Below are 16,727 nucleotides of genomic sequence, written 5' to 3' on the forward strand. Positions count from 1 at the left end.
GCCCGGGAGTCGGCCCACGGGGATTTCGTGGACGTACGGCGGCTCGGTGACGGGGGGTCAGGCGGCGGGGACGGTGGCGTCTTCCGGGGGGATGGGGAGGCGGCCGACGGGGAGGCCGGTGGCGGCGCGGACCGCTGCGGCGATCGCGGCGGGGGCGACGACGGCGGGGACGGCGCTGACGGCCTTGGCGCCGAAGGTGGCGACGACGTCGCGTTCCTCGAGGAGGGCGGCGATGCGGATGTCGGGGGTGTCGAGGGCGGTGGGGAGGCGGTAGCCGGTGAGGGAGGGGTTGAGCAGGACGCCGTTGTCGGTGCGCAGGTCCTCGAGCAGGGCGAGGCCGACGCCCTGGGCGACGGCTGCTTCGATGCGGTCCTCGATCTGGCGGGGGTTGAGCGCGCGGCCGACGTCCTGCGCGACGGTGACGTCGACGACCCGGACGGCGCCGAGTTCGATGTCGACGTCGACGACGGCGCGCATCGCGCAGAAGGCGATGGAGACGAAGGCGTCGCCCTGGCCGGTCTCGGGGTCGAGGGGTTCGGTGGGGTGCGGGCGGCACTGGGCGGTGGCCCAGAGTTCGCGGCCTTCGAGCGCCTCACTGACCGGCATGCCGAGCACACCGTCGTACGAGCTGATCTTCCCGTCGGTGATGGTGAGGAGCTCGACGGACATGCCGAAGTCGGCGGCGATCGGCTGCAGCATCTGGTGACGGACCATCAGCGCGGCGCGTTCGACCGCGCCGCCGGAGACCCAGGTGTGCCGGCCACGGGCGGCGGGGCCGGCGGCGGACTGGTCGCTGTCGACGGGCGCGATGTAGACCTCGCTGACGCCGAGCACGGACTGGACGATCTGCCGGGCGAGGGTGGCGAAGCCCTGGCCGGAGTCGACGGCGGCGCAGATGACGGTGGCGTGGTCGCCGCTGACCCGGACGGTGGCGGTGGCCACCTCGTCCTCGCCCTCGGCACCGAGCATGTGGACCATGCCGACGGCGTAGCCGATGCCGCGGCGCACCGCGGTGGGGTCGCCGGCGCCGCCGGGTCCGCCGGGCAGCAGCCAGTCGGCCTCGGGGTCGTCGACCGGGAGCGCGGGCAGCGGGGAGTCGGAGACGGCGTCGAGCAGGGCGGCGACGGGGGCGGGGCAGGTGACGGCCTGTCCGGTGGGCAGCGGGTCACCGGTGGCCATCGCGTTGCGGCGCCGGATCTCCACCGGGTCGACGCCGATCTGCTTGGCCAGCTGGTCGAGTTGGGACTCGTAGGCGAAGCAGGTCTGCAGCGCGCCCTCGCCGCGCATCCGGCCGGCCGGCGGGTTGTTGGTGCGCACCGCCCAGGCGTCGACGAAGACGTTGGGGCAGGTGTAGGGGCCGACCGAGAAGGCGACGGCGGCGGCCAGCGCCTCGGCGGAGACGTCGGCGTAGGCGCCGCCGTCGAGCAGGATCTGCGCCTCGACCTTGACCAGCCGGCCCTCGGCGTCGGCGTGGTGCCGGTAGCGCAGCAGGGCGGGGTGGCGGGAGGTGTGCGCCTGGAAGGACTCGGCGCGGGTGAGGGCCATCTTGACCGGGCGGCCGGTGCGCAGCGCGAGCAGTGCGAGGGTGACCTGGAAGGAGAGGTCCTCGCGGTCGCTGGTGGCGCCGGGGACGCCGGTGACGACCAGGCGGACCCGGTCGGGGTCGAGGCCGAGGCAGGCGGCGGTGCGGTCGCGGTCGCCGTGCGGGTCGGTGGAGGACAGGTGCAGCTCGACGCCGCCGTCGGGGCGGGGCACGGCGAGTCCGGCCTCGGCGCCGATCGGGGCGGGGTCCTGCCGACCGACCTGGTAGAGGCCCTCGACGACGATCTCGCCGATCGCGTCGGGGTCGCCGGTGCGCAGCGGCAGGTGGCGGAAGAGGTTGCCGTCGGGGTGCAGCGGCGGGGCGTGGAAGGACGCCTCGGGGTCGGTGACGGGCTCCAGCGGCTCGTACTCGACGACGATGGCGGCGGCGGCCAGCCGGGCGGTGTCGGGGTGGTCGGCGGCGACGGCGGCGACCGGTTCGCCGTGGTGGCGGACCACGGTGGCGGCGAGCACGGGGCGGTCGGCGGCGATCGGGCCGGCGGGCGCGCCGTCGGGGGTGCCGTCCGGGCCGGGCGGCAGGTCGGCGGCGGTGACCACGGCGTGCACGCCGGGGACGGCCAGTGCGGCGGAGGTGTCGACCGAGACGATCCGGGCGTGCGGGTGCGGGGAGCGCAGCACCGCGCCCCACAGCAGGCCCTCGGCCCACAGGTCGGCGGCGTACGGGTAGATGCCGAGCGCCTTGGGCAGTGCGTCGGTGCGCAGCGGGGAGCTGCCGAGGCCGAAGGGTTCGCCGGATTCCGCGGGGGCGGCCGCCGGGAGCTGCTCGGTGGCGGAGGTCATGCGTTCTCGTCCTCGGGGAGCCGGATGCCGTGGGCGGGGGTGGCGTCGTAGCCGCCGGGGTAGCCGGTGCGCGGGTCGAACCCGGCGCCGTTGGTGTCGTACACGGTGCCGTCGTACGCCCCGGCGTCGAGCACCGCGCCGGTGCCGCGGCCGTCGTAGCCGCCGGGGTAGGCGGTGCCGTGCGGCGGGGTCGGCAGGTACGGGGTGCCGTGCGCGGGGGTGCCGGGGTGGGCGTCGGCGGCGGTGCCGTGCGCGGGGGTGGGCTCGTAGCCGGAGGCGGGGTAGCCCTGGTAGCCGGGGTCGGCGAAGCCGGCCGGGACGGGGGTGCCGTGCGGCGGGGTGGGCGGGTAGGCGTAGCCGCCGGTGCGGTGGGTGGCGTCGAGGTGCTCGCCCTGCTGCTGATGGGGGATCAGCTGGTCGGCCTCGTGCCAGAGTTCGGAGTCCGCGTAGAGCGGGAGTTCGCCGGCCAGTGCGAGGTCGGCGAGCGACTGCTCGGTGGCGACGGCGGCGCCGCTCCGCGGGTGGGCGCCCTCGTCCGCGCCGTCGGCGGCGGCCTTGGCCTTGGCGGCCGCGGCGGCCTGTTCGGCGGCGGTGAGCTCGGCCTCGAGTTCGGCCTCGCGGGCGTCGGCGACGTTCTGCACGGCGGCGAGCACGCCGCGGTAGCCGGTGCAGCGGCACAGGTTCCCGCACAGGGCCTGCCGGGCCTCGACCTCGCTGGGCCGGTGGTTGCGCTGCAGCAGGTCGTGCACGGCCATGGCCAGGCCGGGGGTGCAGTAGCCGCACTGGACGGCGCCGGAGTCGGCGAGCGCCTGCTGGACGTCACTGGCGCCGCCCGCGCCGGACAGGCCCTCGACGGTGCCGATCTCGCTGTCGGCGGCGAGCGCGGCGGGCACCAGGCAGCCGGCCACCAGTTGCCCGTCGACCTGCACCGAGCAGGCGCCGCACTCGCCCTGTTCGCAGCCGTCCTTGGCGCCGGCCAGGCCGAGGCGCTCGCGCAGCACGTACAGCAGGCTCTCGCCGATCCAGGCGTCGGTGACGGGGCGTTCCACGCCGTTGACCCGCAGCGTGTAGGAGGCCGTGGGCCGCACGTCGCCGGCCAGCATCCCGCCGTGGTGGTGCAGTTCGTCCGTCACTTCAGCGCCCTTCCCAGTGCCCGGCGGGCCAGCACGCTTACGGTACGCCGGAGCCGGGCCGCTGCCGAGCCCGCCCCCTCGCCGAGCGCCCCGCCCTCGGGGACGCAGGCACCGGCCACGTACTCGCCGAACGCGGCGAGCGCGGCCGGGTCGATCAGCACCGCGCCGTCCTGGCCGCGGGCGTCCCAGTCGATGCAGCCGGCCACCCAGCTCTCCGCCTCCAGCGGGCGCAGCGGGACGGGCGCGACCGCGCCGACCGCGCAGCGCACGCCGCGGCGGGCCGGGTCGAGGACCAGGGCGACCGAGGCGGCGGCGCGGGCGGGGCCGCTGCGGCCGGTGGACTTCAGGAAGACCTGCGGGGCGTGCAGCAGCGGGACCCGGACCCAGGTGAGCAGTTCGCCGGGGCGCAGCGGGTCGAGTCCGGTGAGCAGGTGGCTGATCGGGACCTCGCGGACGGCGCCGGCCCGGGCCAGGGTGGCGGTGGCCTCCAGGGCGGCGAGCACCGGGAGGGTGTCGCCGGCCGGGGCGGCGGTGGCGATGTTGCCGCCGAGGGTGCCGACGTTGCGGACCTGCGGGGGTCCGGCGGTGCGCGCGGCGTCGGCGAGGGCCGGGATCAGCGCGGCGAAGTCGGGACGGTCCATCCGGGCGTGGGTGAGGCCGGCGCCGAGCACGGCGGTGCCGCCGTCCTCGTAGCGCCAGCCGCGCAGTTCGGTGATCCGGCCGAGGCCGATCAGCGCGGCGGGCCGTAGCCGCCCGGCGTTGACCGCCTCCATCAAGTCGGTGGCACCCGCCACCGGCACCGCCCCCGGGGTGGCGGCCAGGGCTTCGACCGCCTCGTCGACCGAGGCCGGCAGCATGATCGTCCGGTTCACCAGGTTTCCACCGTGCTCCATTTGCAGTGCGGCCCCGCCCGTAGGGTACGGGCGATCGGTGTGGGTTGGGCAACTCTGGCACACAAAGGCCGCTGATCACTTCCCCGGCTGCGGACAGGACCGAACAACTCGGGACAACTCCGGACGCGTCCGCGACCAAGCCGTTGTACGTGTGATCGGTTGTTCACCTGATCATGACGTGGGGGCCGCGCCCGGAGTTCCGACGTGCTACCGCCCGGTCACGGTGCGGTGTGCGGGCCGGACGGCCCGGGCGCCCCGTCCAGCGGGCGGCCGACGATGCCGGGCTTGCGCTGCCAGGGGCGGGGGCCGTCGGGGCGGCGGTACTCGACGCCCAGGGCCTCGAGGCGGCGGTAGTGGGTGTCCATGCGCTGCTCGAAGCCGCTCCAGTCGCGTTCGGCGGGGGTGCGCGGCAGGTCGGACCAGGCGACCTCGGCGAACGCGGCGAGCCGCGGGAACGCCTTGTAGTCGACGTCGCGGGCATCGTTCATGAACTCGGTCCAGATGTTCGCCTGGGTGCCGATGACGTGCACGGCGGCGGCCTCGTCGAGCTGCGGCGGGACCGGCTCGAACCGGTAGACGTCCTCCAGGCTGCGCACCCAGCCGACCGGGACCGGCTCCTCCTCGCCGCCGGCCTGCCGGTGGTCGAGGTAGACGTGCTGCTCGGGGCACATCACCACGTCGTGCCCGGCCCGCGCGGCGGCGATCCCGCCCTCGTAGCCGCGCCAGGAGGAGACCGCCGCGCCGGGCGCCAGCCCGCCCTCGAGGATCTCGTCCCAGCCGATCAGCCGGCGCCCGCGCTCGGCCAGCCAGCGGTCGAAGTGCCGGATGACGTGGCTCTGCAGCTCGAACTCGTCCTTCAGGCCGAGTTCGGCGATCCGGGCCTGGGCGGCGGGGCTGGCCTTCCACTGGTCCTTGGGGCACTCGTCGCCGCCGAGGTGGACGAAGGTGGAGGGGAAGATCTCCAGCACCTCCTCCAGCACGTGCTCGTAGAAGCGCAGCGTGGCGTCGGAGGCGTTGAGGATGTTCTCGCTCACGCCCCAGTCGGTCCAGGTGCCGAGCGCGGCGGTGTCCACCACGTCGGTGTTGCCGAGCTCGGGGTAGGCGGCGATGGCGGCCTGGTTGTGGCCGGGCAGGTCGACCTCGGGGACGACGGTGATGTGCCGGGCGGCCGCGTAGGCGACGATCTCCCGCAGGTCGTCCTGGGTGTAGTAGCCGCCGTGCGGCTGGTCGTCGTGGCGTCCGCCGGCCCGGTAGCCGACCATCGAGCGCTCGCGCCAGGACGCGGTCTCGGTGAGCTTCGGGTAGCGCCGGACCTCGATCCGCCAGCCCTGGTCGTCGGTCAGGTGGAAGTGGAAGACGTTCAGCTTGTGCGCGGCCAGCTGGTCGATGAACCGCAGCACCCCGGCCACCGGCATGAAGTGCCGGGAGACGTCCAGCAGCGCCCCGCGCCAGCCGAACCGCGGCGCGTCGGCGATCTCCACCGCCGGCACCGTCCACACCGCGCCGGGCAGCGGGGCGCGGCGGTAGGCGGCGGGACCGAGCAGCTGGCGCAGGGTCTGCGCGGCGTGCGAGAGGCCCGCGGCCGCGCCGCCGGTGAGCCGGACGGACCCGGCGTCGGCGGTCAGCCGGTACTCCTCGGCGGCGAGCTCCGGGTCGAGGGCGAGCACCAGCTCGGCGGCCTGCCCCGCGGGCGCCGCGTCGAGGTCGAACCCGGTGGCGGCGGACAGCTCGGCGCGCAGTCGGCGGGCCACCCCCTCGGCGCCGGGCGCGGCGGCGATCCGGGAGCCGGCGTGCAGGACGAAGGGATCGCCGCCGGGTCGGGCCTGGACGTGCTTCGGGGCAGGGATGAGGTCCATGCGCCTCATCCTGCCCCGATTATCCAGATTGGCATAGACCACTGCGGAGAAGTCTCCGCAGGTCGCCGCCGTCACTTCTGCTTGTCGTCCCCAGCGGGGTTGTTCAGCCCGTCGAAGATCTCCTTGCACATCGGGCAGACCGGGTACTTCTTCGGGTCGCGGCCGGGCACCCAGACCTTGCCGCACAGCGCCACCACGGGGGACCCGGAGAGCGCGCTCTCCATGATCTTGTCCTTCTGGACGTAGTGGGCGAAGCGCTCGTGGTCGCCGTCCCCGTGCGACGTCTGCGGGACGGGCTCGACCAGGGTGCCGGTGCCGAGGCCGCGCTCGGGCTCAAGAGTGCTCATGAGTGCCAAGTCTATGGGCGTCGCCCGGAACCGGGCCACCACTCGGACGCACCGCGCACGGGAGCGGACGGTCAGTTCAGCGTGGGGTCGTCCGGGTAGGTGGCGAGCATCGCCAGCGGCCCGCGCTGGCGGCGCAGCACCGCCCGCCACAGCCCGTCCGGGTCGAGACAGCAGACGTCGCCCACCTCGCAGTCGACGGGGTGCCAGGCGCCCTCGGCGATCTCCTGCTCCAGCTGGCCGGGCGACCAGCCGGCGTACCCGGCGAACACCCGCAGTCCCCCGAGCTCCCCGGCCAGCACCTCCGGCGGCGCCTCCAGGTCGACCAGTCCGATCGCCCCGTGCACCCGCCGCCAGCCCAGCGGCCCCGGCTGGTCGTCCTCGCCGGGCACCACCGCCAGTGCCAGCGCCGAGTCGAGCGCCACCGGGCCGCCCTGGAAGACCACCGCGGGCTGCCCGGTGAGCTGCCCCCAGCCGTCCAGCACGGCGGACACGTCGACCGGGGTGGGCCGGTTCAGCACCACCCCGAGCGCGCCCTGCGGGTCGTGGTCGAGCAGCAGGACGACGGACCTGGCGAAGTTCGGGTCGGTCAGCAGGGGCGTCGCCACCAGCAGCCGGCCGGTGAGCGAGGATGCCGCTTTCATGCCTGCAATGATGCCCCGGACAGCGCCGATCGGGGCGACGGACACGGAACCCGGCGAGCCACTCCGATGGCCCAATGACGGTGCCGCGCCGCACCCCTTACAGCATGATCACCAATAGGGCACACGGGAACCAATCGCCCACCCTCTACCATCTATGGGTGGTGAAGAGCTCTTCCCTTCGCCCCGCAGCCGAAAACCTCCTCTGCGCACCCGGATTGCGAGAACGATGACCGACGACGTCCTGCTGGTCCACGGCGGAAACCCGCTCGAAGGCGAGATCCAGATCCGCGGCGCCAAGAACCTGGTCCCCAAGGCCATGGTCGCCGCACTGCTCGGCCAGGGCCCCAGCAGACTGCGCAGCGTGCCGGACATCCGGGACGTCAAGGTCGTCCGCGGCCTGCTGCAGCTGCACGGGGTGACCGTACGCACCGGCGACGAGGAGGGGGAGCTGATCCTCGACCCGTCGCACGTGGAGAGCGCCAACGTCGCGGACATCGACGCGCACGCCGGCTCCTCCCGCATCCCGATCCTGTTCTGCGGCCCGCTGCTGCACCGCCTCGGCCACGCCTTCATCCCGGGCCTGGGCGGCTGCGACATCGGCGGCCGGCCGGTCGACTTCCACTTCGAGGTGCTGCGCCAGTTCGGCGCCACCATCGAGAAGCACCCGCAGGGCACCTACCTGGTCGCCACCCAGCGGCTGCGCGGCACCAAGATCGAGCTGCCCTACCCCTCGGTCGGCGCGACCGAGCAGGTGCTGCTCACCGCGGTGCTCGCCGAGGGCGTCACCGAGCTGCGCAACGCGGCCGTCGAGCCGGAGATCGTCGACCTGATCTGCGTGCTGCAGAAGATGGGCGCGATCATCGCCATGGGCACCGACCGCACCATCCTGATCACCGGCGTCGACGAGCTGGACGGCTACACCCACCGGGCGCTGCCGGACCGCCTGGAGGCCGCCTCGTGGGCCTGCGCGGCGCTGGCCACCAAGGGCGACATCTACGTCCGCGGGGCCGAGCAGATCCCGATGATGACCTTCCTGAACACCTTCCGGAAGGTCGGCGGCGCCTACGAGATCGACGACGAGGGCATCCGCTTCTGGCACCCGGGCGGCGAGCTCAAGGCGATCGCCCTGGAGACCGACGTCCACCCGGGCTTCCAGACCGACTGGCAGCAGCCACTGGTGGTCGCGCTGACCCAGGCGAACGGCCTGTCCATCGTCCACGAGACGGTGTACGAGTCGCGGCTGGGCTTCACCGGGGCGCTGAACCAGATGGGCGCGCACATCCAGCTGTACCGCGAGTGCCTGGGCGGCACCCCGTGCCGGTTCGGGGCGCGCAACTTCAAGCACTCCGCGGTGGTCTCCGGCCCGTCCAAGCTGATCGGCTCCGAGCTGGTCATCCCGGACCTGCGCGGCGGCTTCTCGTACCTGATCGCGGCGCTGGCCGCCGAGGGCACCTCCACGGTGCACGGCATCGACCTGATCAACCGCGGCTACGAGAACTTCATGGACAAGCTGCGCGACCTGGGCGCGCACATCGAGCTGCCGTCGGGCACCGAGGTGACCGAGGTCCAGCTGACCGCCTGAAGGGCCTGAGAACGCCAGTGGCCGGCCTCCCCGAGGGGAGGCCGGCCACTTCGGCGTTTCAGCGGCGAGGGGTCACTTGCCCTTCGCGGCTTCCTTCAGCTTCGAACCGGCGCTGACCTTGACGCTGAAGCCCTCGGCGATCTGGATCGGCTCACCGGTCTGCGGGTTGCGGGCGGTGCGGGCGGCACGCAGGGTGCGCTCGAAGGTCAGGAAGCCGGGAATGGTGACCTTCTCGTCGCCCTTGGCGACGACCTCGCCGGTGATCTCGGCGAAGGCGGCCAGCACGGCGTCGGCGTCCTTGCGGGTCACCTCGGCGCGCTCGGCCAGCGCGGCCACCAGCTCACTGCGGTTCATGTGTACTCCTGTGGTCTGTTGCTCTGCCGTACGCGGAGGCCGAGGGGCCGGTCCGCGCGACGGTGCTCGTTCAGGCGAGGGGTGGTCAGGGGCCGGCCTCGCACCGCGAAGCGCCGCAAACTGCCCGCCTGGGTACGAATCCTGCCCCGACCGGCACTGAGAAAGCCAATCGGGCACCGGCGTGATTGACCCGAACAGCGCCCGCCGGACAGAGGTATGACGCTCCGTCGGCTCCGGAGGTACCGGGGCGGGCGGCGGTCGAGGCGACACGCCGTGGCACAACTGGGGACGTACCGTACTTGTCGGACACGCCTCCCCGTCGCAGGGCTACCGTACGCCCTGGCACCGACAAGCCCAAACACGCCCCTTGCCCTTGTGTCGCAAGGGATCCGGCACGTTCGACGCAATCCGGGCGCGCGGGGCGCGCCCGGTGCGCCGCGGGCTCAGAGCTGAACGGCCGGGAAAGCCGCGGTGTCGAGCGTTCCGACGATGCCCGGGGTGGGCTTCGCGGGGGCCGCCTCGGCGCCGCCACGGGCCGCCACGGCGGCGTCCCGGACGGCCGCGGCGACGGTCTTGGCGACACCCGGGTGGAAGACGCTCGGAATGATGTAGTTCGGGTTCCGCTCGTCGTCGCCGACCGTGGTGGCCAGCGCCCGGGCGGCGGCCAGCATCATCTCGGTGTCCACGCTGCTGCTCTGGGCGTCCAGCAGGCCGCGGAAGACACCCGGGAAGACCAGCACGTTGTTGATCTGGTTGGGGAAGTCGCTGCGGCCGGTGGCGACCACCGCGGCGGTCTGCCGGGCCACCGCCGGGTCGACCTCCGGGTCGGGGTTGGCCAGCGCGAAGACGATGGCGTCCTTGGCCATGGTGGCCAGGTCGTCGCCGTCCAGCACGTTCGGGGCGGAGACGCCGATGAAGACGTCGGCGTCGGCCACCGCCTCCTTGAGGGTGCCGGTGCGGCCCGAGCGGTTGGTGTTCTCGGCGATCCAGCGCAGGTTGTCGTTCAGGTCGTCGCGGCCCAGGTGGACCACGCCGCGCACGTCCGCCACGGTGGCGTGCTCCACGCCGGCCGCCATCAGCAGCTTGAGGATCGCGGTGCCCGCCGCGCCGGCGCCGCTCATCACCACCCGGATCTCGGTGATGTCCTTGCCGACCACCTTCAGCGCGTTGGTCAGCGCCGCCAGCACCACGATCGCGGTGCCGTGCTGGTCGTCGTGGAAGACCGGGATGTCCAGGGCCTCGCGCAGCCGGGCCTCGATCTCGAAGCAGCGCGGCGCGGAGATGTCCTCCAGGTTGATGCCGGCGAAGCCCGGGGCGATCGCCTTCACGATGGCGACGATCTCGTCGGCGTCCTGGGTGTCCAGGCAGAGCGGCCAGGCGTCGATCCCGGCGAACCGCTTGAACAGCGCCGCCTTGCCCTCCATCACCGGCAGCGCGGCCTTCGGGCCGATGTTGCCCAGGCCCAGCACCGCCGAGCCGTCGGTGACCACGGCGACCGAGTTGCGCTTGATGGTCAGGCGGCGGGCGTCCTCGGGGTTCTCGGCGATCGCCAGGCAGACCCGGGCCACACCCGGGGTGTAGATCATGCTGAGGTCGTCGCGGTTGCGGATCGGCAGCTTGGAGGACATCTCGATCTTGCCGCCGAGGTGCATCAGGAACGTACGGTCGGAGACCTTGCCGATGCTGACCCCGTCGATCGTCCGGAGCTTCTCGACGATCTCCTGGCCGTGCGCGACCGAGGCGGCCGCCACGGTCACGTCGATCCGCAGCGACTCCAGGCCCGAGGCGGTGACGTCGAGACCGGTGACCGAACCGCCGGACGACTCGACGGCGGTGGTGATCGAGCTCACGGCGTTGCCGGTGGCGGGCACCTCCAGCCGGACAGTGATCGAGTTCGAGACACTGGGCACCGTCGCCATCGACGTCCTTCTTCCTGAATCAACAAAGTGTTGAAGTTCCATGCCGCTCGGCATGCTAGACCTCGATCGTCGCACTCACCAAGCGGTTGCCAGAAATAACGTTCATAGAGTGTGCGGACCCGACAAACCCCCCATCCGCAGCCGGAGGCCTCCTTGCCCGTCGGCGCGGATGCGTTACATTGGAACGGCACCGGCTCGATCCAAGCCCCCGGGCCCAACCTTCGTCCCTTCGAGGGACCACTTGCCGCGAGGCGAGCATGGCGGGTCGGTGTTCAACGTGGCGAAGGCCCTCCACCTCATGGTGGAGGGCCTTCGTGCTGCCCGGCTACTTCAGCAGTGCGGGGACGCCCGCGGCGTCCGGCAGGTCGTCCGGGCCGGAGAGCACGGTCAGCCGCTGGGTGGCGCGGGTGAGCGCCACGTACAGCACCCGCAGGCCCGCCTCCGACTCCCCCGCGATCCCGGTCGGGTCGGCCACCACCGTGGCGTCGTACTCCAGGCCCTTCGCCTCCAGGCTGCCCAGCGCCACCACCCGCTCGCCCAGGCCCTCGGTCCAGGCCGCCGCCTCGGCGCGGCGGTCCATCGGGACCACCACCGCCACGGTGCCGTCCACCTCCCCCAGCAGCCGCACCAGCTCCGCCCGGGCCGCCGCGCCGAACGCCGCCGCGCCCGCCTCGCGGACCGCCGCGAACCGCGGCCGCACGCCGGTGGCCCGCACCGCGCTCGGCGACGGGGTGCCCGGTGCGGCCAGCGCCAGCACCTTCGCCGCCACCTCGGCGATCTCCGCCGGGTTGCGGTAGTTCACCGTGAGCGTGTGCCGGCGGCGCGGCTTGCCCGCCAGCACCTCGTCCAGCGCCGCCTGCGCCTCCTGCGGGAACGGCCAGGAGGACTGCGCCGGATCACCGACGATCGTCCAGGTCGCCATCCGCGAGCGGCGGCCGATCATCCGCCACTGCATCGGGGTGAGGTCCTGCGCCTCGTCCACGATCACGTGCGCGTACTCGCGGCGCTCCTCCGGCACCCGCTCGCGCTGCCGGTAGGCCCGCTCGCCGTACGTGGTGACCTCGTCCAGGCCGGTCAGCATGTCGACCGCGTCGACCTCCCGCACCTTCGGGCGGGCCGGCTCGCCGAGCAGCACCTGCAGCTCGTCCACCAGCGCCACGTCGTGCGCCGACAGCTCGCCGGCGCCCTTCGCGTCCAGGTGCCGCCAGGAGCCGGCCAGCAGCCGGGCCTCCTCCGGGGTGACGGCGCGGCGGGCGATCCGGTTGGTGTGCCGGTGCTGCCGGAGCGTCGCCAGCACCTGCCGCGGCGTCAGGGCCGGCCACCAGGCGTCCAGGAAGTCCAGGAACGGCGCCTCGTCCGAGACGTACTCGTCGAAGGACTCCCGCTCCTCCTGCCGCTGCTCGCGGTCCGCGTAGCTGACCGGCTTCGGCAGGTCGCGCACGGCCTCCGACCACAGCGCGTCCAGCAGCAGCCGGCGCGCCCTGGGCCGCAGCAGGTTCAGCGGCGTGCCGCCGCCGCCCACCACGTTGCCGCGCACCGCCTTCAGCCGGCCCGCGTCCAGCCGCAGCACCCGCCCGCGGGCGAACACCTTCAGCTCGGTCGGCGCGCCCAGCTCCAGGGCGCCCCGGGCGGCCCGGCGCAGCAGCTGCACCATCCGCGCCGAACCCTTGATCCGGGACACCTCCGGGCTGTCGTAGCGCCCCGCCTCGATGCCGTCCACCAGCGAGCCCACCGCGCGGATCGCCACCTGGCCCTCCTCGCCCAGCGACGGCAGCACGCCCTCGGTGTACGAGACCAGCAGCGGCGTCGGGCTGACCACCAGGATGCCGCCCGCGTACCGGCGCCGGTCCTGGTACAGCAGGAACGCGGCGCGGTGCAGCGCCACCGCCGTCTTCCCGGTGCCCGGGCCGCCGGTGACCAGGGTGGCCCCCGCCGCGGCGGCGCGGATCACCTCGTCCTGCTCCTTCTGGATCGACGAGACGATGTCGCGCATGCTGTGGCTGCGCGCCCGCCCCAGCGAGGCCATCAACGCGCCGTCGCCGACCACCGCCAGCTCCGCGCCGTCCAACGTCGGGGCGAGGTCCGGACGCAGCAGGTCGTCCTCGACGCCGATCACCTTCCGCCCCTTCGAGCGGATCACCCGGCGCCGGATCACCCGGCCCGGCTCCAGCGGCGTCGACCGGTAGAACGGCGCCGCGGCCGGCGCCCGCCAGTCGATCACCAGTGGGCCGAACTCGGCGTCGAGCACGCCGAGCCGCCCGATGTGCAGCGTCTCCGCCACCTCCGGGTCGTCCGGGTCGAGCGGGGTCTGCGAGGGGATCCCGTGCTCCTCCGGCGCATCGGCCTGCTGCAGGTCGATGCGGCCGAACAGGAAGTCCTCGAACTCGTTGTTCAACCGCTGCAGATGGGCCCCCGCCCGGTACACCTGGGCATCCCGCTCGGCGAGTGCGCCGGGCGTCCCGACCTGCACCCGCTTGGCGGCGTCCTCGAGGATGTACTCCGCCTCGGCCAGCTTCTCCTCCAGCCGTCGGTACACGGTGTCGAGATGCTGCTGCTCACCGGCGATCTCGCGGTCGCGGATCGTGTCGGTGTCGAGGTCGGTCTGCTGCTGGGTCGAGCCGTGCGCGCCCAAGGAGCCCCCTGCGGTACGGAGAAAAGGCGGACGGACGATCTTACGTGATAGCGGGAGTGGGCAGCACCTGGGGGCTCGGGGAACTGCGAGGCGAGTGTCTGGTGGTCTCGGGCCGGCTGTGCGTCCTGGAGACCTCTATGCGCCCAGACCTCGCAGCGCCCCGAAATTCTCGCCGCCACGCACCCCCGCCGTTCCCCGGGCCCCTGGACAGTGCAACTTCATCGTCAGTGATCAAGCGTCAGGCGGTAGCCGCGTTTCACGACGGTGGTGATCAGGCGGGGGGTGCCGAGGGCCTGGCGGAGGCGGGTCATGGCGGTTTCGACGGCGTGTTCGTCCTCGCCGCTGCCGGGGAGGGCACGGAGGAGGTCGGCGCGGGGGACGACCCAGCCGGGCCGGCGGGCGAGGGTGCGCAGGAGGGCCATGCCGGCGGGCGGGACGGGGCGGAGTTCGCCGTCGACGAGGGCGGCCTGGCCGCGCAGTTCGAGGGTGTGGCCGGCCACGGCGAGGCTGCGGGCGCGTTCGGGGAGGGCGGCGGTGAGGGTCTGGACCATGGCGCCGAGGCGCATCCGCTCGGGCCAGACGGTGGGGATGTCGTGTGCCTCGAGCGGGGCGGCGGTGACCGGGCCGACGCAGACCGCCAGGACGTCGCGGCGCAGCGCGTGCAGCAGTTCCTCGCTGCGGCCGCGTTCGGCGGCGCGGTTGAGCAGGCTGATCGCGGCGGGCGCGGAGGTGAAGGTGACGGCGTCCAGCGCGCCCGCGCAGGTGGCGTCGAGGAGCCGGTCGAGCGGGGCGGGGTCGACGGGCGGCAGCCAGCGGTAGACGGGGACCTCGATCACCTCGGCGCCGGCGGCGCGGAGGGACTCGACGAAGCCGGGCAGCGGTGCGCCGTGGAGCTGGACGGCGATCCGGCGGCCCTCCACGCCCTGGTCGAGGAGGTGGGCGAGGACCTCGACGGAGGACTCGGTCGCGGCGGAGAAGGACTCGCGCAGTCCGCCGGCGCGGATCGCACCCTTGGCCTTGGGGCCGCGGGCGAGGACGGAGGCCTGGCCGAGGGCGGCGCGCAGGGCCTCGCCGAGGTCCCAGCCGTCCGCGGCCTCCAGCCAGCCGCGGAAGCCGATGCCGGTGGTGGCGACCGCGAGGTCCGGCGGGTCGGTGATCAGGGCGTGGGTGGCGGCGAGCAGCTCGGTGTCGTCGGCGAGCGGGACGATGCGCAGGGCGGGGGCGCGCAGGACGGCGGCGCCGCGGCGCTGGAGCAGGGCGGCGAGTTCGTCGGCGCGGCGGGCGGCGGTGATGCCGACGGTCCACCCGGAGAGCGGGCCGGCGGCGGGCGGGTCGGCCTCGGCCGGATCGGGCGGCGGCTGACGGCGGGTCGGGTCGGCCATGCGAGACGTCCTTCGGAGCGGTCCGCCCCTACCGGGCCGGGGGCCGGCGGGGACAGGGGTGCTACCCGCGGGAAGTGTCCTGGCTAGGGACCGCGGGCGGCTGTCGGGTGGGTGGCGACCATGGTGTCCGGTCGTGGTGACGCCCCCGGGTCGCCTCGATTACCTCCGTGTTTCACGGCAGGTCGGAGCGGCGTCCGGGGGCGTGACGGCGGGTCAGACCCTGGCCAGTGCCGGGGTGTCGGCGGTCTGCCGGGCGCCCTCGGGGCGGCGGAGGTAGACGGCCCAGGTGAGGACGAAGCAGACGGCGTAGGCGGCGAGGAAGGAGACGAAGGCGGGGGTGCCGGACTTCACGGCGAGGAAGGACTGCCGGAAGGCGAGGTTGATGAAGAGCCCGCCGAGGGCGCCGACCGCGCCGATCACACCGATCGCGGCGCCGGACATCTTGCGCGACCAGGCGGCGGCGTCCTCCGCGCTGTCGCCGGCCGCGATCCGGTCCTGCGCCTTGGCGTCGAAGATGCCCGGGATCATCTTGTACGTGGAGCCGTTGCCGAGTCCGGCGAGTGCGAACAGGGCGATGAAGCCGGTGAGGAAGACGGGCAGCGAGCGGATCGACGAGGCGTAGGTGACCACGCTCGCGGCGGCGGCCATCGCGGCGAAGTTCCACAGGGTGATCCGGGCGCCGCCGAACCGGTCGGCGAGCTTTCCGCCGAGCGGGCGGATCACCGAGCCCAGCAGCGGGCCGAGGAAGGTGAGTTGGGCGGCCTGTAGGGGGGTGCGGCCGAACTGGGTCTGCAGCACCAGGCCGAAGGCGAAGGAGAAGCCGATGAACGAGCCGAAGGTGCCGACGTAGAGCACCGACATCAGCCAGGTGTGCTTCTCCCGGACGATCGCGGCGAGCGAGCCGGTGTCGGCCTTCATCGGCGCCAGGTTGTCCATGAACAGCGCGGCGCACAGCGCGGCGAGCACGATCAGCGGCAGGTAGATGCCGAGCACCACCCGCGGGTGGCCGGCCCCGGCCCAGGCGATCACGCCCAGCGCGACCAGCTGGATCACCGGCACGCCGATGTTCCCGCCGCCGGCGTTCAGGCCGAGCGCCCACCCCTTGAGCCGGGCCGGGTAGAAGGCGTTGATGTTGGTCATCGAGGAGGCGAAGTTGCCGCCGCCGAAGCCGGTGAGCGCCGCGACCAGCAGGAACGTGGTGTACGAGGTCCCGGGGTGCATCACGTACGCGGCGGCCAGCGCCGGGAGGAGCAGCAGCAGCGCGGAGACCACGGTCCAGTTGCGGCCGCCGAACCGGGCCACCGCCACGGTGTAGGGGATCCGGACGAAGGAGCCCACCAGGGTGGGCATCGCGACCAGGAAGAACTTGCCGGCCGCGTCGATGTGGAAGTCCTTGCCCATGAAGAGCACCATCACCGACCACAGGCTCCAGATCGAGAAGCCGATGTGCTCGGAGAGGACCGAGAAGGCGAGGTTGCGCCGCGCGGTCCGGCGGCCGGTGCGCTCCCAGAATTCGGCGTCCTCCGGATCCCACTGCTGAATCCAGCGCCCGCCCGTTCTGCCCTGCGTGGTGGTCCCGTCCATGGGGTGCTCCTTCGCCTTCCGG

At 73.6% G+C, this 16,727-nt stretch carries 11 protein-coding genes and 1 pseudogene; 1 reads left to right on the plus strand and 11 read right to left on the minus strand.

Annotated elements, in window-relative coordinates; all coding sequences use genetic code 11:
* Positions 1-57: 57 nt before the first annotated feature.
* From ACWD4U_RS26625 to ACWD4U_RS26650, 6 genes and pseudogenes are all read right to left on the minus strand, one after another.
* A complete protein-coding gene (locus tag ACWD4U_RS26625) occupies positions 58-2,382 on the minus strand; it encodes a xanthine dehydrogenase family protein molybdopterin-binding subunit (RefSeq protein ID WP_363456279.1) in 2,325 nt (774 codons plus the stop codon).
* 521 nt (positions 2,383-2,903) lie between these two features.
* Positions 2,904-3,467, minus strand: a pseudogene (locus ACWD4U_RS26630) ((2Fe-2S)-binding protein); the annotation flags it as partial.
* Between the two features lie 44 nt (positions 3,468-3,511).
* On the minus strand, positions 3,512-4,408 hold the full coding sequence (locus tag ACWD4U_RS26635) for an FAD binding domain-containing protein (RefSeq protein ID WP_363456282.1): 897 nt from the start codon (positions 4,406-4,408) through the stop codon (positions 3,512-3,514).
* A 218-nt stretch (positions 4,409-4,626) separates the two neighbouring features.
* Entirely contained in the window at positions 4,627-6,264 is a 1,638-nt protein-coding gene (locus ACWD4U_RS26640; RefSeq protein WP_363456285.1) for a beta-N-acetylhexosaminidase, read from the minus strand.
* A gap of 71 nt (positions 6,265-6,335) precedes the next feature.
* Positions 6,336-6,611, minus strand: coding sequence for a DUF3039 domain-containing protein (locus ACWD4U_RS26645; RefSeq protein ID WP_363456287.1), 276 nt, complete (start codon positions 6,609-6,611; stop codon positions 6,336-6,338).
* A 71-nt stretch (positions 6,612-6,682) separates the two neighbouring features.
* The gene (locus ACWD4U_RS26650; RefSeq protein WP_449787324.1) at positions 6,683-7,252 is read right to left on the minus strand and encodes a YqgE/AlgH family protein; all 570 of its coding nucleotides are present in this window, start codon (positions 7,250-7,252) and stop codon (positions 6,683-6,685) included.
* 226 nt (positions 7,253-7,478) lie between these two features.
* On the opposite strand from ACWD4U_RS26650, the gene murA reads away from it, so the two are divergent.
* Positions 7,479-8,834: a UDP-N-acetylglucosamine 1-carboxyvinyltransferase gene (murA, locus tag ACWD4U_RS26655; protein WP_363456290.1), complete on the plus strand. Its 1,356-nt coding sequence runs from the start codon at positions 7,479-7,481 to the stop codon at positions 8,832-8,834.
* A 72-nt stretch (positions 8,835-8,906) separates the two neighbouring features.
* On the opposite strand, the gene ACWD4U_RS26660 is transcribed toward murA, so the two are convergent.
* The 5 genes from ACWD4U_RS26660 to ACWD4U_RS26680 form a co-directional block, all read right to left on the minus strand.
* Entirely contained in the window at positions 8,907-9,188 is a 282-nt protein-coding gene (locus tag ACWD4U_RS26660) for an HU family DNA-binding protein (protein ID WP_014136004.1), read from the minus strand.
* Positions 9,189-9,631: 443 nt separating this feature from the next.
* Positions 9,632-11,107, minus strand: a complete 1,476-nt coding sequence (locus tag ACWD4U_RS26665) for an NAD-dependent malic enzyme (protein ID WP_363456293.1) — start codon at positions 11,105-11,107, stop codon at positions 9,632-9,634.
* Between the two features lie 325 nt (positions 11,108-11,432).
* Positions 11,433-13,739, minus strand: a complete 2,307-nt coding sequence (locus tag ACWD4U_RS26670) for a HelD family protein (RefSeq protein ID WP_363456296.1) — start codon at positions 13,737-13,739, stop codon at positions 11,433-11,435.
* A gap of 224 nt (positions 13,740-13,963) precedes the next feature.
* Positions 13,964-15,121, minus strand: coding sequence for a uroporphyrinogen-III synthase (locus tag ACWD4U_RS26675; RefSeq protein WP_363456299.1), 1,158 nt, complete (start codon positions 15,119-15,121; stop codon positions 13,964-13,966).
* Positions 15,122-15,334: 213 nt separating this feature from the next.
* Positions 15,335-16,705, minus strand: a complete 1,371-nt coding sequence (locus ACWD4U_RS26680; RefSeq protein WP_363456302.1) for a nitrate/nitrite transporter — start codon at positions 16,703-16,705, stop codon at positions 15,335-15,337.
* Positions 16,706-16,727: the final 22 nt, after the last annotated feature.

This window comes from Kitasatospora sp. NPDC002522 (assembly GCF_053595195.1).

Coding starts and splice junctions, on each gene's coding strand:
- ACWD4U_RS26645 (WP_363456287.1), bottom strand. CDS start 6,611: ATGAGCACTCTTGAGCCCGAGCGCGGCCTCGGCACCGGCACCCTGGTC.
- ACWD4U_RS26675 (WP_363456299.1), bottom strand. CDS start 15,121: ATGGCCGACCCGACCCGCCGTCAGCCGCCGCCCGATCCGGCCGAGGCC.
- ACWD4U_RS26660 (WP_014136004.1), bottom strand. CDS start 9,188: ATGAACCGCAGTGAGCTGGTGGCCGCGCTGGCCGAGCGCGCCGAGGTG.
- murA (WP_363456290.1), top strand. CDS start 7,479: ATGACCGACGACGTCCTGCTGGTCCACGGCGGAAACCCGCTCGAAGGC.
- ACWD4U_RS26640 (WP_363456285.1), bottom strand. CDS start 6,264: ATGGACCTCATCCCTGCCCCGAAGCACGTCCAGGCCCGACCCGGCGGC.
- ACWD4U_RS26680 (WP_363456302.1), bottom strand. CDS start 16,705: ATGGACGGGACCACCACGCAGGGCAGAACGGGCGGGCGCTGGATTCAG.
- ACWD4U_RS26625 (WP_363456279.1), bottom strand. CDS start 2,382: ATGACCTCCGCCACCGAGCAGCTCCCGGCGGCCGCCCCCGCGGAATCC.
- ACWD4U_RS26635 (WP_363456282.1), bottom strand. CDS start 4,408: ATGGAGCACGGTGGAAACCTGGTGAACCGGACGATCATGCTGCCGGCC.
- ACWD4U_RS26650 (WP_449787324.1), bottom strand. CDS start 7,252: ATGAAAGCGGCATCCTCGCTCACCGGCCGGCTGCTGGTGGCGACGCCC.
- ACWD4U_RS26665 (WP_363456293.1), bottom strand. CDS start 11,107: ATGGCGACGGTGCCCAGTGTCTCGAACTCGATCACTGTCCGGCTGGAG.